The organism is Alkaliphilus flagellatus (assembly GCF_018919215.1).
Lineage (GTDB): Bacteria > Bacillota > Clostridia > Peptostreptococcales > Natronincolaceae > Alkaliphilus_B > Alkaliphilus_B flagellatus.
Map to the genome: position 1 here is coordinate 436,943 of NZ_JAHLQK010000003.1, position 16,507 is coordinate 453,449.

Genomic DNA, 16,507 nt, shown 5'->3' on the forward strand with positions numbered 1-16,507 from the left:
ATTATACTATATATAACAGGGCGTAAATCATTTAAAGTATAGTTAGGAGTAAAATATCCCACTGATAGGAGTGAGATTAAGGTGAAACTAACATTAGAAGAAATTACTAGAAGAGTGGTTGACATACCTGCCTTGCCTAAAGTAACAAATGATATTATGAGGCTAACAGAAGATCCAGATTCGAATGTTCAAGATATTGAACGAGTCATTATGAAGGATCAGAGTTTAACTACTAGAATTTTACGGTTAGCTAATTCGGCCCACTATGGTTATCCTAGAAGAATTAGCACCATTTCAGAAGCCTCTGTTTTATTAGGATTTCAAGCTATAAGGAGTATTACATTAACTGCATCAGTTAATGGTTTACTAATGAAAGAGGTTAGCGGTTATGGATTGAAAGAAAATGAACTTTGGAGACAGTCTCAATCTTGTGCAATTATATCTAGACATATAGCTAAAAAGTTACGTTTTGCAAAGGTGGATCAAGCATATGTAGCAGGATTGCTTCGTGATATTGGCAAGGTAATAGTTAGTTATTATTTAAATGATCATTTTAAACAGATTATGACTATGGTTGAAAGTGACGGGATATCATTTTTAGAAGCAGAAGAGAAGGTTTTGGGTTTCCATCATGGGCAAGTTGGAGCAGAAGTCGCAAAAAAGTGGAATTTACCTGAAGAACTAGTGGAGGCCATTGAGTACCATCATAGTCCTGAGGAAGCAACTATAAACTTTAAACTTACATCAATTATTCATCTGGCAGATGCTATTGTAATGATGATGGGGATCGGATTAGGCGTAGATGGAATGATCTATAATTTGTCTCAAGAAACTCTCCAGGCTCTTGGTGTTGATGGACTTATGTTAGAGCAACTAATATCAGAAGTTTCAGATTTATTAGTGGATGAAGATGCTTTTTAGATAGAATAGAATAATTGGAAATAATAATAGGAACAGAAAACTGTTCCTATTATTATTTCTCTAAAGATTTGCCTTCTTTAGACCACTTATCCAGTTTTTCCATAACAAGTCTATATGTTTCTTTAGATACTTCTGGTAGTTGACCCAATATTGACTCTGCTTGTTTAAATCCTTCTTCTATAGCATCTCTTAATTTATCTAACTTTTCAACATCTCCGCCAGATATCGCTTTTGCAAAATCTACTATACGGTCACTCACTGCTTCAGCACTGAGAGGGCCACCAGGTGCTATCATACTTTGTGCTTCAAGTCTAGTTGGTTCATCAATTTGGATTCCAGCCCATTCTTCTGAAGTAATAGTTTTTAGAGAATGGCCTTGTTTAAGTAGAAGTTTTTCTATTAGTCCCCTAAGATGAGCATATGCTTCCTCGCTTTGTCTTTTAAGTTTTGCTACAGCTTCATGGTCATATACATGGCCTGTCTTTTGGTACGTAACAGGCTTATCGTCTTTAGAAGGTTCATATTTTACGGCTTCTTCTACAGGCTTTTCACTTTTTGTATTTCCCTTTTCGATATGCTTACTTTTAATACTCTTAACTGGTTCTACATATGGTCTTTGATCAACTCTTGCAACTTTCAAAATCTACACCCCCTGTTTTTTGTAAGTCTTTTCTTATAATATATATCGGCAATAATTTATGAATAAATAGAGGGATAAGATATTATTTAGTAATAAGTACCACATTACTCATAATATAATAAAATAAAAAAGGATGTGGGAAAATGGGTGTTGAGCAAGTAATGTTGCTTATAAAACCGGAGATATTAGTTTTAGTGCCTGTACTCATTATAATTGGAATAACTATAAAGAAAATGAATATCGTAAGAAACTGGGCTATTCCTATGACACTGGGTATATTAGGTATAACAGTTTCCATATTAATATTAGGCTTTGAAAAGGGTTTTTATCCTCCTGTAATACTAGATGGTATACTTCAAGGTATACTGTCAGCTGGAATGGCTGTATATGTTCATCAGTTGACTATACAAACTACTCAGAAACGACTAGAGGAATATTAAATCTATTTTTTGGATTTTATAGGTTAAATATATATGGCTATACTGCTAATAATATAGAAAATTTAAAGTAATAAATGCCAAGATACTTTGAACTATAAGTCCTGACATCTTGGCATTTGTTTGTATAAATTTTACTTAGCAGATTTTACTTTTAAAGGCTTATCCTCATTTAACTTTGCAACAGCTAATCCTGTAAAGCTGCATAGTATAACTATTATTGGTGTTAGATAGTTAAAGAATGCCCATTTAAAATAAGCTGTAGTAGAAACACCTAATACTCCATATAAAAACACTCCACATGTATTCCATGGTATTAATGCAGAGGTTAATGTTCCAGCAGATTCTAAAGCATTTGAAAGGGTTTTAGGATGTAACCCTCTTTCTTTGTAAGCCGGTGCATACATCCTACCGGGAACAACTATAGATATATATTGCTCTGGCATTGTAGCATTACTTCCTATACAAGTTGCTATTGTAAGAGCAATAAGTCCTGGTATGCTTTTTACACGTTTCAATAGTGCTTCAACTATTACTTCTAGTTGACCTGTTTTCTCCATTATACCACCAAACATCATGGCTATAATTGTTAATGATATAGAGTACAGCATGTTTTCAAGACCACCTGCTGTAAGAAGACCATCTATTGCTTCTACACCTGTATTACTTACAAATCCACCATAGCTTGCTGATAAGATATCACCAAAATTTGCACCTTGGAAAATAGGAGCAAATATTATACCTAAAATTATACCTATAAATATACCAGGTATAGCTGGAACCTTTTTAGCGATTGCAACTATAACTACTACAGGTGGTATCAATAGTAGAGGTGATATTTTAAAGCTAGATTGTAGACCACTTTGAATTTGCTCTATAACTGAAAAATCTACTTGTGCGCCTCTAAATCTAAATCCTATTATTAAGAAAAGAATTAGGGTAATACCATAGGATATCAATGTAGTAGGTAGCATAAATTTAATATGGGTAAATACATCAGTGCCTGCCATAGCTGGTGCTAAATTAGTAGTATCAGAAAGTGGAGACATTTTATCACCAAAGTATACTCCTGATATAATGGCACCTGCTGCAATAGGAGCAGGAATTCCGAGTCCCTGCGCTATTCCCATTAAAGCTAAACCTATAGTACCAGCCGCTCCCCAAGATGTACCTGTTGCTAAGGATGTAATAGAACAGATTATAACTGTGGCTACTAAGAATATTGATGGTGACAGAATACTTAAACCATAATATATCATTGTAGGCACTACTCCTGATAATAGCCAAACACCTATTAAAACCCCTATAATAGCTAAAATTATTATTGCTTGAAGCGCTTGCATTATTCCATCATACATACTCTTTTCAACATCTTCCCACTTGTAGCCAATTTTAAGTGCCATTAAAGCCGCGAAGGCTGTCCCAAATAACATTGGAATATGAGGGTCTGCCTCAAATTTTGCAATACCTATTCCCATTACTATAATAAGAAATAAGAAAGAAAGTATTGCTTCATAGATATAAGGTTTTCGTACGTTCATCTGTCTTCCTCCTTGTAAGTAGTTAATAAATTATAACTATTAATATAATACATACAAGCAATACTAATGCCAATGTTCAGAAAAATCATTAATTGCAAAATATTTCAAGTTTTATAATTAGAAGCAATAGCGCTAAAGTATATAGTATGGTTGGAGTTAACAATAATTTTTATCAATAGATAATATATAAATTTTTGTTTTTATGATAATTTTATTCATAATGCTGGTAATGTTTATATTATAAAAAATTGTATTCTATATACAAACGGCAAAAAAATTTGCTTTTTTGCGGCAAAACTTCTTGCTATTTTATTTATATTCTTAATTTTGTAATAAATTTTTTCTTAATTTATATTGTAAACCTTGTCTTGTAATACCTAATGATTCTGCTGCCTTAGTTATATTGAATCCATTTATTTTTAATGCCTGATTTATAAGTTGTTGCTCAATCTCATATATATACTCACTTAAGCCAATTTTTTTGTTTTCAAGCATATTTAGTGTATGGACTTCTTCGTCATCATGGATATTTACATCAGCTATTTGGTTATGAAAATGTTTTTTCATATAATAAGGGAGATGCTCAAGTCCAATTACACCACTATTTTCTACAATATTAAGTGCTCCTTCTAAAACATGTTGAAGTTCTCTAACATTTCCAGGCCAAGAGTAGCTATTTAAAAAATTGATTACACTACTATCTATGCCAGAAATAGTTTTATTAAGCTTTTTTTCTAGGGCTTTAACAAAAAAATTCTTTAATATTTCAATATCTCCATCTCGATTTCTTAGAGGTGGTATATAAAGGTTTACAACACTCAATCTATAAAATAAGTCTTCTCGTAGTTCTCCATCTTTAATTAGTTTAAAAGGATCTTTGTTAGTAATAGCAATAATCCTAACATTAACCTCTATTTCTTTTGTGCTTCCAATTGGTCTGAATTTTGATTCTTGCAGTACTCTTAAAAGTTTTGCCTGTAGTCCTAAGGGCATAGAATTAATTTCATCTAGTAATAAGGTACCCCCATCTGCCTGCTCTAAAAGTCCAGCACGATCTATAGCACCCGTAAACCCTCCCTTTGCGGTTCCAAAGAGCAGTCCTTCTAGTAGTGTTTCAGGAAAAGCAGCACAGTTTTCTGCAATAAAGGGTTTATATCTTCGTTTACTGGAATTGTGTATGCTCTGAGCAAAGAGTTCTTTTCCTGTGCCAGACTCTCCTATTATTAGTACCGATGAATCGGTTTTGCTAGCCATATTGGCGATTTGCTTTGCATTTAATATTTCTGGAGAATTGCCTAAAATATCATCAAGTGTATATTTAGCAGATACATCACTATCTTTTTTATTATCTTTTTCTACATAACCATTAGAAAATAAAAATTTGTTAACGGTTCTTTCAATAATGGATACATCCTTTGCGATTTCTACTGCCCCAATTATTTTTCCATCTTTTTCAATAGGCCATGTGGAATTTAAAGTTGAAATTTGCTTACCATCTTTATTAAAATAGGTTTGATAATTCATTATAATAGGTTCTCCAGTTGCAATTACCTGCATAAGGGTACTTTTGCCTTGAAGAGAAGGTAATACTTCTAACAGTCGTTTATTTAATACTGCATTTACTTCCATACCTTCAAAGTCAGCCATTGTATTATTATATAATAGGGTTTTGCCTTGACTATCTACTATATGAATTCCTTCTTTAATATTATTATTAATTAAACTAATAAGTGTCTCTTTATCCATTTAGTCAACTCCTATATTAATTTTGAAATAATGGGTTTCCTTATATTATATCATAATTTTAAAGCTACTCTTTATAGGAAATCTATAATAGTATATAATACCAAATAAGAAGAACATTGAACTAAACTAAGGATAAGGGGTGTACTTATGATTATAAAAACTAAGCATTTTGGAGAAATAGAAATTTGTGAAGAAGATATTATTAATTTTTACGACGGTATACCAGGATTTGAAGGCATAGAAAAATATATTATTATAGAAAATCCTAGTAAAAATATACCATTTAACTGGCTTCAATGTGTGGATAATGCAGATTTAGCATTTGTTATTATTAATCCTTTTATATTTAAAGAGGATTACGAATTTAATCTACCACAAAGTGCTATTGAAAAACTACATATAAAATCCCATGAGGATATAAGTATATATTCAATAGTTACAATACCAGAGGATATTAGTAAAATGTCTGCAAACTTAGTAGCACCTATTGTAATTAACTATGTAAATAAAAAGGGAAAGCAAATATTACTTCAAGACAGTGGATATAACAAGAAACATTTAATTTTAGATGAAATAAGAAACTCTACTGTAAGAAACTCTACTGTAGGAAACAATAGTGCAAAGGAGCAAGAGGAATTGACTACAGGGGAGGTATTTTAATGCTGGTTTTATCTCGAAGGGCTAATGAGAGTATAATGATAGGCAATGATATTGAAATAAAAATTCTTGGAATAGATGAAGGTAAGGTAAAGTTAGGGATCGAAGCACCTAAGGATGTGGAGATATGCCGTAGAGAAATATATATAGAAATAGAGGAAGAAAATATAACTGCAAGTAAGCAACAATTAGATATAGAGAGCTTAAAAGGCATTTTTACACAAAAATAATACCTGCATTTTCTGATTTAATAATTTTAGTATGGGTATAATATGGTTGACTATAACGGAATATATTTTAAATTGGTTGTATATACTTAGTGTATTGTAAACCGCCATAGCTTAATACTACAATTAGAAAGGAAGACTTTAATGAATCAGACAAAGGAATACATTATTGTTGGTAATGGAATTGCTGGATTATCTGCTGCAGAAACAATTCGTAAAAATGATGAAAATGGTAAAATCACTGTAGTCTCTGAGGAAAACTACTTAACCTATTATAGGGTTAAGTTGTCTCATTTTATTAGTAAGGATTTTAAAGATAATGAATTATTTATACACAATGATCAGTGGTATAAAGAACGTAATATTGATTTAATTTTGGGGAAGACGGTAAGTAAAATTGATACAGATTCAAATGAACTTGAGCTTAGTGACGGAATGAAAATTAAATATGATACTCTATTACTTGCTATCGGTAGCAGACCATTTGTACCTCCTATTAAAGGCAGTGAAAAAGATGGGGTATTTGCGTTAAGAACTATAGAAGATTTAAAAAATGCTCAATCTTATTTTAAAAATTGTAGCAGTATTACTGTACTTGGTGGTGGACTTTTAGGTTTAGAGGCTGCATGGGCTATTAAAGAATTAGGCAAAGATGTAAATATAGTGGAATTTTTTCCTCATTTATTACCTAGACAATTAGATGAAGGATTGTCTAAGGAGCTTGGACGTCAATTAGAAGAAAATGGATTAAGTCTTTATTTAGGAGCTGCAACAGATGAAATACTAGGTAATGGAAAAGTAGAAGGGGTTCGTCTACAAGATGGAAGAGAAATTAAAACTGATGCAATACTGATTTCTGCTGGTATACGTCCTGTTTTAGATATAGTAAAGGATAGTGATATTAAGTTTGATAAGGGCATTCAAGTTAATTCTTTTATGAAAACTAATGTTAATAATGTATATGCTGCTGGAGATGTAGCTGAGCTTAACGGTATGGTTATTGGTTTATGGGGAATATCTGGAGACCAAGGTAAGGTAGCAGGTGAAAATATGGTAGGTGGAAATGCTGAGTATAAAATGCCAGAGCTTAATGCTATGTTAATGATAGGAAAACTATCAGTATTTTCAGCAGGAAATATAAAAAATTTTGATAAAACTGTAGAAGAAGTGGATAAAGTAAAAAATGCTCATTATAAATTATTTATAACTAATGGGAAAGTCGTTGGTGGCGTAGTTATGAATGATATGTCTAAGGTACCTAAGGTTAAAAAGATGGTGACTAATAATGTTGATTTAACAAAACAACTACAAAACAATATGAGTTTTGATGATATTATTCAAAATATATAATGGTTGTACACTATTTCTATAAAAATAAAGAATCTATGGGGAATTATGCCATAGATTCTTTATTTTTAGCTATATAATTATCTATTAAATCATCATAGGCTTTGCTAAGGGTAAGTATTGCCGAATTGTTACTAGATTCGTAATGTGTGTTATTAATAGATGCAATAGGTAGTACTTTAGGTGAAGTGCCAGTTAAAAAAAGTCCATCTATTTCATCTAAAAAAGAAACTGGTATTGGTTCTTCCCTAACTTCGTATCCTAATTGGAGGCATAGCTGTATAACACGACTACGGGTAATTCCGACTAACACATCTTTGGCAGGAGAGGTATAGAAAATATTATCTTTTACAAAAAACATGTTAGAGCGACTTCCTTCAGTAATTTCTTTGTTTTGATTGACTAAAATAGCCTCATAAGCATTTGCTTCTTTTATACTTTTGTTAACCGCATCTCTAAAAGACTTGGCAATTACTTTAGCATTGGGATTTTCTCTTTCTGCTTCATAAAGTATTGTATGTACACCATCTGTATATTGGTCATTATTGGGATAGTTGCTAGTAATGAAATATATAAATAAGTTTGCCTCTTTATCATTTAACCCATTAATAACAATTTTAACATTGTGGTTATAACATTTATTGGATTCTATTAATGTGTGTATTTGTTCTTTTATAGTATTTTCATCGTAAGGTAGCTTGTAGTTCAGTAAATGTAAAGACTTTATTAAACGCTGTATATGTTCCTCAAAAAACAGAGGCACACCATCAATAACTCTAATCACTTCATAAAACGAAGGATAAATAGTTGTTTTTTCCTGTTCAAATTCGCTAGATGGAGCGACCTGACCATTCAATAAAAAGAAGCTTTGTGCTATTTCCTTATTTGAATTCTTTGAAATGTACATTTATATCACCTCTTAATTTATTATTATCTTTATTCTACCACTTATAAGAAAAAATATATAGGTAAGAACTTATTGGATATTTTTTGTATTAAGTTTTGTTTTTTCTAAACTTTTATATAAAATAACCGATATATTATATAGACAATACAATATTTTAGGAGGGAACCTAAATGAGGTTAGAAGGAGCACAATTGGGTACTATATATCCAATTGGTCAAAAAACACAAGGGCAAGGAAGCCAAGAAAAAAATATTAAGACAGGAGAACAGGGTGTAGGGGAGATTCTTCCTGGGGAAAGGGTTATACCAGAGGATCAGCTTATACAAGCTGTAGAGAAAGCTAATAAAAGTTTTGAACCCCTTGATAGACGTTTTGAAATTTCAGTACATGATAAAATCAATGCCGTAATGATTAAAGTAATTGATGCTAAAACTGATGAGGTAATAAGAGAAATTCCGTCAGAAAAAATATTAGATATGGTGTCTAATATGATGGAGTTAGCAGGTATTCTTGTAGATGAGAGGGTATAGTAGACAATAAGATAAGATGAGGTGAGATATAATGAGAATTGGTGGTATAGCATCCGGTATGGATACGGAGCAAATGATTAAAGAGTTAATGAATGCAGAAAGAGTAAGAGTTAACAAATATTACAGACAGGAAGAAAGTATAAAGTGGAAGCAAGAAGCACTTAATACTACAAATAAAACATTAGCAGAGTTTATTTTAAAGGCTAGAAGTGGTTTTGGATTAACTAGCACAAGTAGTACAGGTAGTATTCTAAATAAAACTATAGATAGCCTTGATTGGGTAAAAAAAGTAAGCTCGAGTAATGAAAGCATAGTCAAGGCAACCGCTACAAATGAGGCTATGGAAGGTAAGCATACTATAGAAGTTGAGCAACTTGCTGATGTGGCTAGATTTACAAGTGGAAAGTTAAATCTAAAGAATTCAAGATTTACAGAGGAAGGTTCTTTCACAATATCTAATGGAACAAAGTCAGAAACTATAGAAATAAAGAAGGCTGAAGTAATAGGAAAAGAAATTACGGATTTTGATTTTACAGGTGATAAATCTTTAACTTTACTTATTAATAATAAAGAAATTAAACTAGATAAAGACTTTACCAATGTTACAGATGATAGTGGTAATCCGATTTCAAAAGAAGAAGCTTTAGTTCAACACATACAAACTGCCTTAACTGGAACAGGAATAACTGTAGGAATTAATGCTGATGGAGAGCTGAACTTTAAATCAGTAGATCCAATTATCATAGAATCAACCGATGTGGTTGATGGATCAGAACCACCAAAACTTAAATTAGAGCAATTAGGCTTAGAAAATGGTATGGTAAAAGGAAATAACTCTATTAATGATATTATCAAAAAAATAAATGATTCTGATTTAGGCCTTAGAGCTGCATATGATAGTAAACTAGGTAAACTGATGATTACGAGCAAAGTACAAGGCAGCGACCAAAAGATTGACTTTAGTGGTACTTTACATTCTATATTTACAACTGATTCAGCTTATAAGAGCGGAGAAGATGCAGTGGTTAAGTTTAATGATCAGCCCGTAGAGAACTTAAAATCTAATAACTTCTCCCTATATGGAATCAACTTTCAACTACAGAGTGCTAAAAAGAATGAAAAAATTACAATTAACGTGGAATCCAACGTAGATGGTGTAATGGAAAAGGTTAAGGGCTTTGTAGAAGAATATAATACATTAATAGATGTTTTAAATGGTCTACTAAAGGAAAAAAACTATAGAGACTATACTCCTTTACTTTCAGAAGAAAAAGAAGCTATGAAGGATAGAGAAATAGAACTTTGGGAAGCTAAGGCTAAGAGCGGTCTTCTTCGCAATGACGAAAGTATAACTAGAATGTTGCAGAATATGAGAACTGGTCTGTATCAAAATGTTTATGAAAATGGTTATAACGAGGATGGAACTCGAACTAAGCTATCTGGTTTTAATCATATAACACAAATAGGTATTACAACAGGTAACTATCAAAGTGGTGGTAGACTGGAAATAGATGAGGCTAAACTAAGACAAGCTATTATAGATAATCCAGATGGAGTAATTAATTTACTATTTAAGAAATCAGATATTACAAGCGTAAAAGATGCTGATGGAAAGATAAATAAAGATAAAGTGACTGAAAAACGTGGAAACTCAGGATTGATAGAAAGACTTTTTGATGATATGATTTCAGGTATGCAGGACATTGTTAAAAGATCTGGAACAGGTGATAATGCCAGTTTGTATAGAAGTGTTCAGTATAACATGCTTATAGACTTTGTAACTAGTGGCTCCATAAGTTTATTAGATAAGGATATTACTAGTGTTGGTACCCGTATAGCGAGAGAAGAATCTCTACTTACTTCTAAAGAAACACGTTATTGGAAACAGTTTACAGCAATGGAAAAGGCAATGCAAAAAATGAATAGCCAAGGTTCTTGGTTAGCAGCTCAATTAGGACAAAGGTAATAGATAAATAAAGATTCAGCTCAGATGGAGTTGTGTATATGGGACAATTTATGTAGTTATTAGGAGGAAAAGTAAAATGGCAATGAAAAATCCTTATAGTCAGTATAAGCAAAATAGTATTATGACTGCAAGTCCACAGGAGCTTACACTAATGCTTTATAACGGAGCTTTAAAGTTTATTGGTATGTCTAAGATATATATTGAGCAAAAAGATATTCCAAAAGCAAATGAGTCAATAATGAGAGCTCAGGACATTATACAAGAGCTTAACATTACTCTAAATATGGATTATGAAATTTCCACAGGTTTAAGAAGTCTCTACATATATATTTTAGATAAATTGGTTGATGCCAACATATCTAAGGATATTAAGCATTTAGATGAGGCTGCAGAGATGGTTACAGAGCTTAGAGATACATGGAAAGAATCTATGATAATCTCTAAAAGTGGAAGATAGGTGATTAGGTGGGAAGAGAAGAGCTAATAGAATATTTACTTAAACTAAGTGAAGGAAAGTTGTTCTTAATTAATCAATTATTGACCTTAACTCAGCAGCAAAGCGAAGGTCTGGAAAGCGAAGAAAGTGATATATTAAATGAAATAATTGAGCAAAAACAAAATATTATGGATAGAATTGATGTTTTAGATAAGGAATTTGTCAGTAAGTATGATTTATTAAAGGGCGAGTTTCTAATAGATAATGTAGAAACTATGCAGACTGATGATAAAAACAGTATGAGGCTTCTACAAGATAAAATTAGAGAAATACAAGTGTTGACAGGAAAGATACAGCAAATAGATAATTCTAATATTGAGAGATTAAAGAAAAATATGGAATTGGTAAAAAATGAGCTAAAGAAAGTTAAATTTGGAAGAAAGATTGCCCAAGGATATGGCAATAATAAGGTAACAGATGGGATTTCGATTTTCGTTGATAAAAAGCAATAAATTAGCTATAATGGATATAGTGCATTTAAAGGTCTGTGGTTGAAAGTCCATGCCAGTCGCAGGCAAAAGGACCCACGTAAGGTAGTAAAATTGCTATTGAGCATGGTGCGGCTTAGAAGTAAGACCTGCCGATATATAAATCGAGAGGGGTAGTAGTGAAAGTAACCCCGTAGCGAACCCTCCAGCAGGCGAGTGTGGGGTCAAAGACCAGGTCAGCTTTAATGTACTATAAAAAAGTGAAAAATGTTGATTTTTATCTAAATAAGTAGATGACATGTATGTGTTGTCTACTTTTTTTATTTAGACATTTTATTTATTATAAATTGTAATAGTTTGTCCAAATGTTGGAAAATGCACAAAAATGAAGGAAAAGGGATGTAATAATATTAATATATGAAGGTTGAAAATATTTGTACAATATACAGGAACTATTCGACAAAAATAGTTTGTCCCAGACTATTCACAGAACTATTCACAGTGTTATACCCTTTGAAAATAAGTTATCAACAAACTTATCAACATTATCCACAGTTATTATATAAACATATCCACAGGGGCAACTTTTATTTGTAAAAGAAAAAAATCAATATAATAATGAAGAATTCAATTAAATAATTAGTCATATATTATAATAATTATTCGATTACTATAAATTATGTATATATATGCTGAAAAACTAAAATTATTACTAATTTTAGTTTGATAGATATATATTTGGGTAAAATAATATAAATTACTTAATAAACTATAAAAATTATCTAATTCGAATTAAATAAGATGTAACATCAAAGTTAAACATATTTAATAATACAGATTGATATTTTAAGTTGACTAACCTCAGCTTAAACTCTATAGATTGAAAGGAGCTGGATTTATGAAAGTAATCGTTAGTGGGAGAAATGTAGATATTACAGACGCTTTAAGGGACACAGTACAATCTAAGCTAGGTAAGCTTGATAAGTTTTTCAACAAGGAGCTGGAAGCACAGGCCACATTATCAGTTCAAAAAAATAGGCATATTATAGAAGTGACTATTCCTATTAATGGATCTATATTAAGAGCAGAAGAATCTACAGAAGATATGTATAGCTCTATTGATAAGGCAGTGGATAAATTAACAAGACAGCTCAGAAAACAGAAAAATAAGCTTGAGAATCGTAATAATAAATATGAAACAATCCGTTTTGAAAATATTCCAGCTTATGAAGAAAGTATGCAGGAATCTAAAATTGTTAAAACAAAGCGCTTCGCTATGAAGCCAATGAATGCAGAAGAAGCAATTTTGCAGATGGAGCTTTTAGGACATAGTTTTTATGTATTTGCAGATGCAGAAACTGATGATGTAAATGTTATATATAAGCGTAAAGATGGAAATTATGGTTTGATTGAACCTGATTTTGAATAAAATATAATAGTAATAATTTTATATATTACAGGATGGTCTAGAGCCATCCTGTTTATTTTGTAGAAAAAATAAATATTAGAATAAAAATAGAAGGAAAAAATAGAAAATTGTAGAATATATAGCATTGGCATTGTTCAGCACATAATATTTATTCGAATTATTGTGGATAATGAGATTTTTATTTAGAAAAATATTACAAATAATATATAATTGGTTTTCGATATATGGGGGAGAAGTTGTATGGAAAATATGCAGAACTTATCTTTGGAAATAGAAAAAATATTAAAATGTATACCAGGAGTCCTTTTTACTAAAGTAGTTTCAGAGGAGAATATTGAAGATTTCAATATCGACGAAATACATATTGTTGCTACCACTGAAAGAAATCCTAAGCAAATTTCAAGGGATATTCAATCTATTATGAGTGCCAAATTTAATTTGGACTTTGATCATAAAAAGGTGAGTATTGCCCAAATTGAATATGGAAATACGGCTAATACTGCTCAAAGCAATAAGAGATTAAAAATTGCTAGTATTGATTATGCCATAAAAGGGAATCAAGTAAAAGCGGAAGTAATACTACAATACGATGATAAAACATATACTGCAGAGGAAATAGGACCTAATACATTATCTAATGTTTATAGAATTTTAGCTAATGCAACATTAAATGCTATCCATCAATATATTGATAGAGAGCATGTGTTTGCGATTGAAGATATAGAAAGAGTTAAAATAGGAAAAAAAGAAGCAGTCATTGTAGCCGTAAGTATTGTTTCTTCAGAATATGAGGAAATACTACTGGGAAGTGCCCTAATTAAGGGCGATATTCGTGAAGCTGTGGTTAAGGCTACCTTAGATGCCTTAAATCGTGGGCTACCTAAATTTAGTTAGTACCTTAGATCGACTAAATTGACAAAATATAATTTTGAAGCCTTACCTAGCGTAGCGTAAACTCCTATTGTATTAGCGTAGCAATAGAGATTATGCAAGGGGGGCATATTTTAATGACAATTTTAACTGCTATTTTAGAAGTTTTAACAAAAGCTGTTGGACATATTACCTGGTTATAATAGTCATTAGTCGATCTAGGTTCTATATTTTGGAGGAATACAAATGAAAAGCTTACCCATTAATCTTAAAAAATATATATTAATTATTATGGGTCTATCAATTTTACTATTGTTTGTTATGGTGCATTTGTATAGTATACCTGATTATTCTATATTTATAATATTGACTATATTATCAATACTGGTAGAGTCGTTAATTGTACCAGTACCTATTGGAGCAGCCGTGTCCGTTGGTTTTGCAGTTGGTTTTACTGCAATGATTATTGTAGGCCCTTTAGGGGCAGCTATTAGTTCTTCGATTGGTGTAATGTTAAGATGTGTTACTCTGCCGAATGGATCAAAAATGCATATAGGAAATACACCATTATATAAGGTGCTTTTTAATGGTGCTCAAATTTTTATTTCTATTGGTTTAACTTCAACTGTTTATTATATGCTAACAGGAAATACATTCGCAGATATTAATTTCTATAGAAATATAATTCCTTTATTAGTTTCTATATGCGTGCATGTACTATTAAATACTATTATTATGACAAAACTACTTTCAATGATAAATAATCAATCTTTCAAGAGTATGTTTATTAAAAATATAAAATGGCTACTACCTAATTGTTTTATAATTGCATCTCTAGGAATTTTTCTAAGCATATTATACTTAAATTATGGAACAGCAATTATGCTATTATTCTTTGGACCGCTTTTATTAGCAAGACATTCATTTAAATTATATTTAGAAATGAAACAAGTTTATATTGAAACAGTCTATGCTTTAACTAAGGCAGTGGAAGCTAAGGATAAATATACTAATGGCCACTCCCAGAGGGTTGCCGAATATGCTGAAAAGCTAAGTGACAAGATGAAGCTTGGAGATAAAAGAATAGAAACTTTAAAAACAGCTGCCTTACTCCATGATGTAGGTAAAATAGGAATAATGGATAATATTTTAAATAAACCTGAAAAATTAACAGATGAAGAGTTTGAAGTTATTAAAAAGCATCCTGAAATTGGTGTGGAAATTTTAAGTTCAGTAGACTTTCTAAAGGAGATAAGAGAGATTATTTTAAATCATCATGAAAAGTACGATGGAACTGGATATCCTTCGGGATTAAAGGGGGATGAAGTTCCAATTGAAGCATATATATTATCTATTGCGGATGCATTTGATGCTATGACTAGTGATCGTTCTTATCGTAAAGGTATGACAGTGGAAAAGGCAATAAATATTATTGAAAAGGATGCTGGAACCCATTTCCATCCACTGGTAGCAGAACAATTTATAGAATTAATAAAAAAAGAGGTTGAAGAACAGGAAAATGTACAGAGTAAAGTATTAAAGGTTCAATCAGCTAATTAACAAATCCTTAACCCTATCATATATTTGATTAGGTTAAGGATTTATTGATTTTTGTTAAAGTTCTATATAAATAAAATATTTAGGAGGAGAAGAAGAATATTTGGAGAATTTGTAATATAGTTAACTGTTAATTTTTCAGGGGGAGTGTATTTTATGATATTTGAAGGATTAATATTGGGAATAATAGTCGGAAAGCTTCGAGGAGGCAATGTAAGAAACCTAGGTAAGTTTATGTTTAAATCTTCTTTTCTATTAGTTTTTTCATTGATATTGCAACTGGGGACATCTATTTTAATTTCTATTGGTTATGAAAAGGCTGTAGATAATCGAATGTTCATATATATTGTTGCCTATATTATGCTTTTTATTGTTTTATTTTTAAATTTAGGAAGAGGTTCTGTTTGGTTTATTTTAGTTGGCGCTATTGCTAATTTTGCTGCTATAGTATTAAATGAAGGAAGTATGCCTATTGATATTGCTCTTTTAGAAAAAATGGGTTTTGAAAATATGCTCCAATCAATTAAAATAGGGGCAATGCCTAATTATATTGATATTAATGAGGCATATTCTTTTACAATTTATTTAGCTAAAAGGTTTGCTACTCCTATATGGTATCCTTTTAAACAGATATTTAGCGCTGGAGACATAGCTATATCTTTAGGGCTTTTATTATTTACCCAAGGGATAATGCAGCTTAATAGACATCATTATCCATCAAAAATTTTGAAGTTTGATTATCGTGGAAAAATGAAATTTTAGGATTTTTTTATATAGTGGGAAAACTAAGCTGAGATATTATCTCAGC

The 16,507-nt window shown here is 31.2% G+C and carries 17 protein-coding genes; 13 read left to right on the plus strand and 4 right to left on the minus strand.

Annotated elements, in window-relative coordinates:
* Positions 1-81 precede the first annotated feature (81 nt).
* The gene (locus tag KQI88_RS09660; RefSeq protein ID WP_216416753.1) at positions 82-921 is read left to right on the plus strand and encodes an HDOD domain-containing protein; all 840 of its coding nucleotides are present in this window, start codon (positions 82-84) and stop codon (positions 919-921) included.
* 52 nt (positions 922-973) lie between these two features.
* Here the strand turns inward: KQI88_RS09660 and KQI88_RS09665 are convergent, their stop codons facing one another.
* On the minus strand, positions 974-1,561 hold the full coding sequence (locus KQI88_RS09665) for a hypothetical protein (protein ID WP_216416756.1): 588 nt from the start codon (positions 1,559-1,561) through the stop codon (positions 974-976).
* Between the two features lie 143 nt (positions 1,562-1,704).
* Here KQI88_RS09665 and KQI88_RS09670 point away from each other — a divergent pair, with 143 nt between their 5' ends.
* Positions 1,705-2,001, plus strand: coding sequence for a phage holin family protein (locus KQI88_RS09670; RefSeq protein WP_216416759.1), 297 nt, complete (start codon positions 1,705-1,707; stop codon positions 1,999-2,001).
* 131 nt (positions 2,002-2,132) lie between these two features.
* Here KQI88_RS09670 and nhaC read toward each other — a convergent pair whose 3' ends face one another.
* Both nhaC and KQI88_RS09680 read right to left on the minus strand, forming a co-directional pair.
* Positions 2,133-3,539, minus strand: coding sequence for a Na+/H+ antiporter NhaC (gene nhaC, locus KQI88_RS09675; protein ID WP_216416761.1), 1,407 nt, complete (start codon positions 3,537-3,539; stop codon positions 2,133-2,135).
* A 321-nt stretch (positions 3,540-3,860) separates the two neighbouring features.
* On the minus strand, positions 3,861-5,285 hold the full coding sequence (locus KQI88_RS09680; RefSeq protein WP_216416763.1) for a sigma-54 interaction domain-containing protein: 1,425 nt from the start codon (positions 5,283-5,285) through the stop codon (positions 3,861-3,863).
* 147 nt (positions 5,286-5,432) lie between these two features.
* Between KQI88_RS09680 and fliW the strand changes: the two genes are divergently transcribed.
* From fliW to KQI88_RS09695, 3 genes are all read left to right on the plus strand, one after another.
* A complete protein-coding gene (gene fliW, locus KQI88_RS09685; RefSeq protein WP_216416767.1) occupies positions 5,433-5,945 on the plus strand; it encodes a flagellar assembly protein FliW in 513 nt (170 codons plus the stop codon).
* A complete protein-coding gene (csrA, locus tag KQI88_RS09690) occupies positions 5,945-6,172 on the plus strand; it encodes a carbon storage regulator CsrA (protein WP_216416770.1) in 228 nt (75 codons plus the stop codon). Before fliW ends, csrA begins: the two co-directional genes overlap by 1 nt.
* A gap of 141 nt (positions 6,173-6,313) precedes the next feature.
* Positions 6,314-7,519: an NAD(P)/FAD-dependent oxidoreductase gene (locus KQI88_RS09695; protein WP_216416772.1), complete on the plus strand. Its 1,206-nt coding sequence runs from the start codon at positions 6,314-6,316 to the stop codon at positions 7,517-7,519.
* A 43-nt stretch (positions 7,520-7,562) separates the two neighbouring features.
* On the opposite strand, the gene KQI88_RS09700 is transcribed toward KQI88_RS09695, so the two are convergent.
* Positions 7,563-8,423 carry an aminotransferase class IV gene (locus KQI88_RS09700; protein ID WP_216416774.1) on the minus strand — a complete coding sequence of 287 codons (861 nt, stop codon included), beginning with the start codon at positions 8,421-8,423 and terminating at the stop codon, positions 7,563-7,565.
* 170 nt (positions 8,424-8,593) lie between these two features.
* Here KQI88_RS09700 and KQI88_RS09705 point away from each other — a divergent pair, with 170 nt between their 5' ends.
* From KQI88_RS09705 to KQI88_RS09740, 8 genes are all read left to right on the plus strand, one after another.
* A complete protein-coding gene (locus KQI88_RS09705; protein ID WP_216416776.1) occupies positions 8,594-8,953 on the plus strand; it encodes a flagellar protein FlaG in 360 nt (119 codons plus the stop codon).
* A gap of 31 nt (positions 8,954-8,984) precedes the next feature.
* Positions 8,985-10,919: a flagellar filament capping protein FliD gene (gene fliD, locus KQI88_RS09710; RefSeq protein WP_216416778.1), complete on the plus strand. Its 1,935-nt coding sequence runs from the start codon at positions 8,985-8,987 to the stop codon at positions 10,917-10,919.
* Positions 10,920-10,995: 76 nt separating this feature from the next.
* Positions 10,996-11,376, plus strand: a complete 381-nt coding sequence (gene fliS / locus KQI88_RS09715; protein ID WP_216416780.1) for a flagellar export chaperone FliS — start codon at positions 10,996-10,998, stop codon at positions 11,374-11,376.
* A gap of 8 nt (positions 11,377-11,384) precedes the next feature.
* Entirely contained in the window at positions 11,385-11,867 is a 483-nt protein-coding gene (locus tag KQI88_RS09720) for a flagellar protein FlgN (RefSeq protein ID WP_216416782.1), read from the plus strand.
* An 874-nt stretch (positions 11,868-12,741) separates the two neighbouring features.
* Complete coding sequence (hpf, locus tag KQI88_RS09725; RefSeq protein WP_216416785.1) at positions 12,742-13,272, plus strand: ribosome hibernation-promoting factor, HPF/YfiA family; 531 nt, start codon at positions 12,742-12,744, stop codon at positions 13,270-13,272.
* A gap of 240 nt (positions 13,273-13,512) precedes the next feature.
* A complete protein-coding gene (locus KQI88_RS09730; protein ID WP_216416787.1) occupies positions 13,513-14,166 on the plus strand; it encodes a hypothetical protein in 654 nt (217 codons plus the stop codon).
* A gap of 222 nt (positions 14,167-14,388) precedes the next feature.
* Entirely contained in the window at positions 14,389-15,702 is a 1,314-nt protein-coding gene (locus KQI88_RS09735; RefSeq protein WP_216416790.1) for an HD-GYP domain-containing protein, read from the plus strand.
* A gap of 153 nt (positions 15,703-15,855) precedes the next feature.
* Positions 15,856-16,461 (plus strand): DUF5317 domain-containing protein, encoded by a 606-nt coding sequence (locus KQI88_RS09740; protein WP_216416792.1) that lies wholly within the window; start codon positions 15,856-15,858, stop codon positions 16,459-16,461.
* Positions 16,462-16,507: the final 46 nt, after the last annotated feature.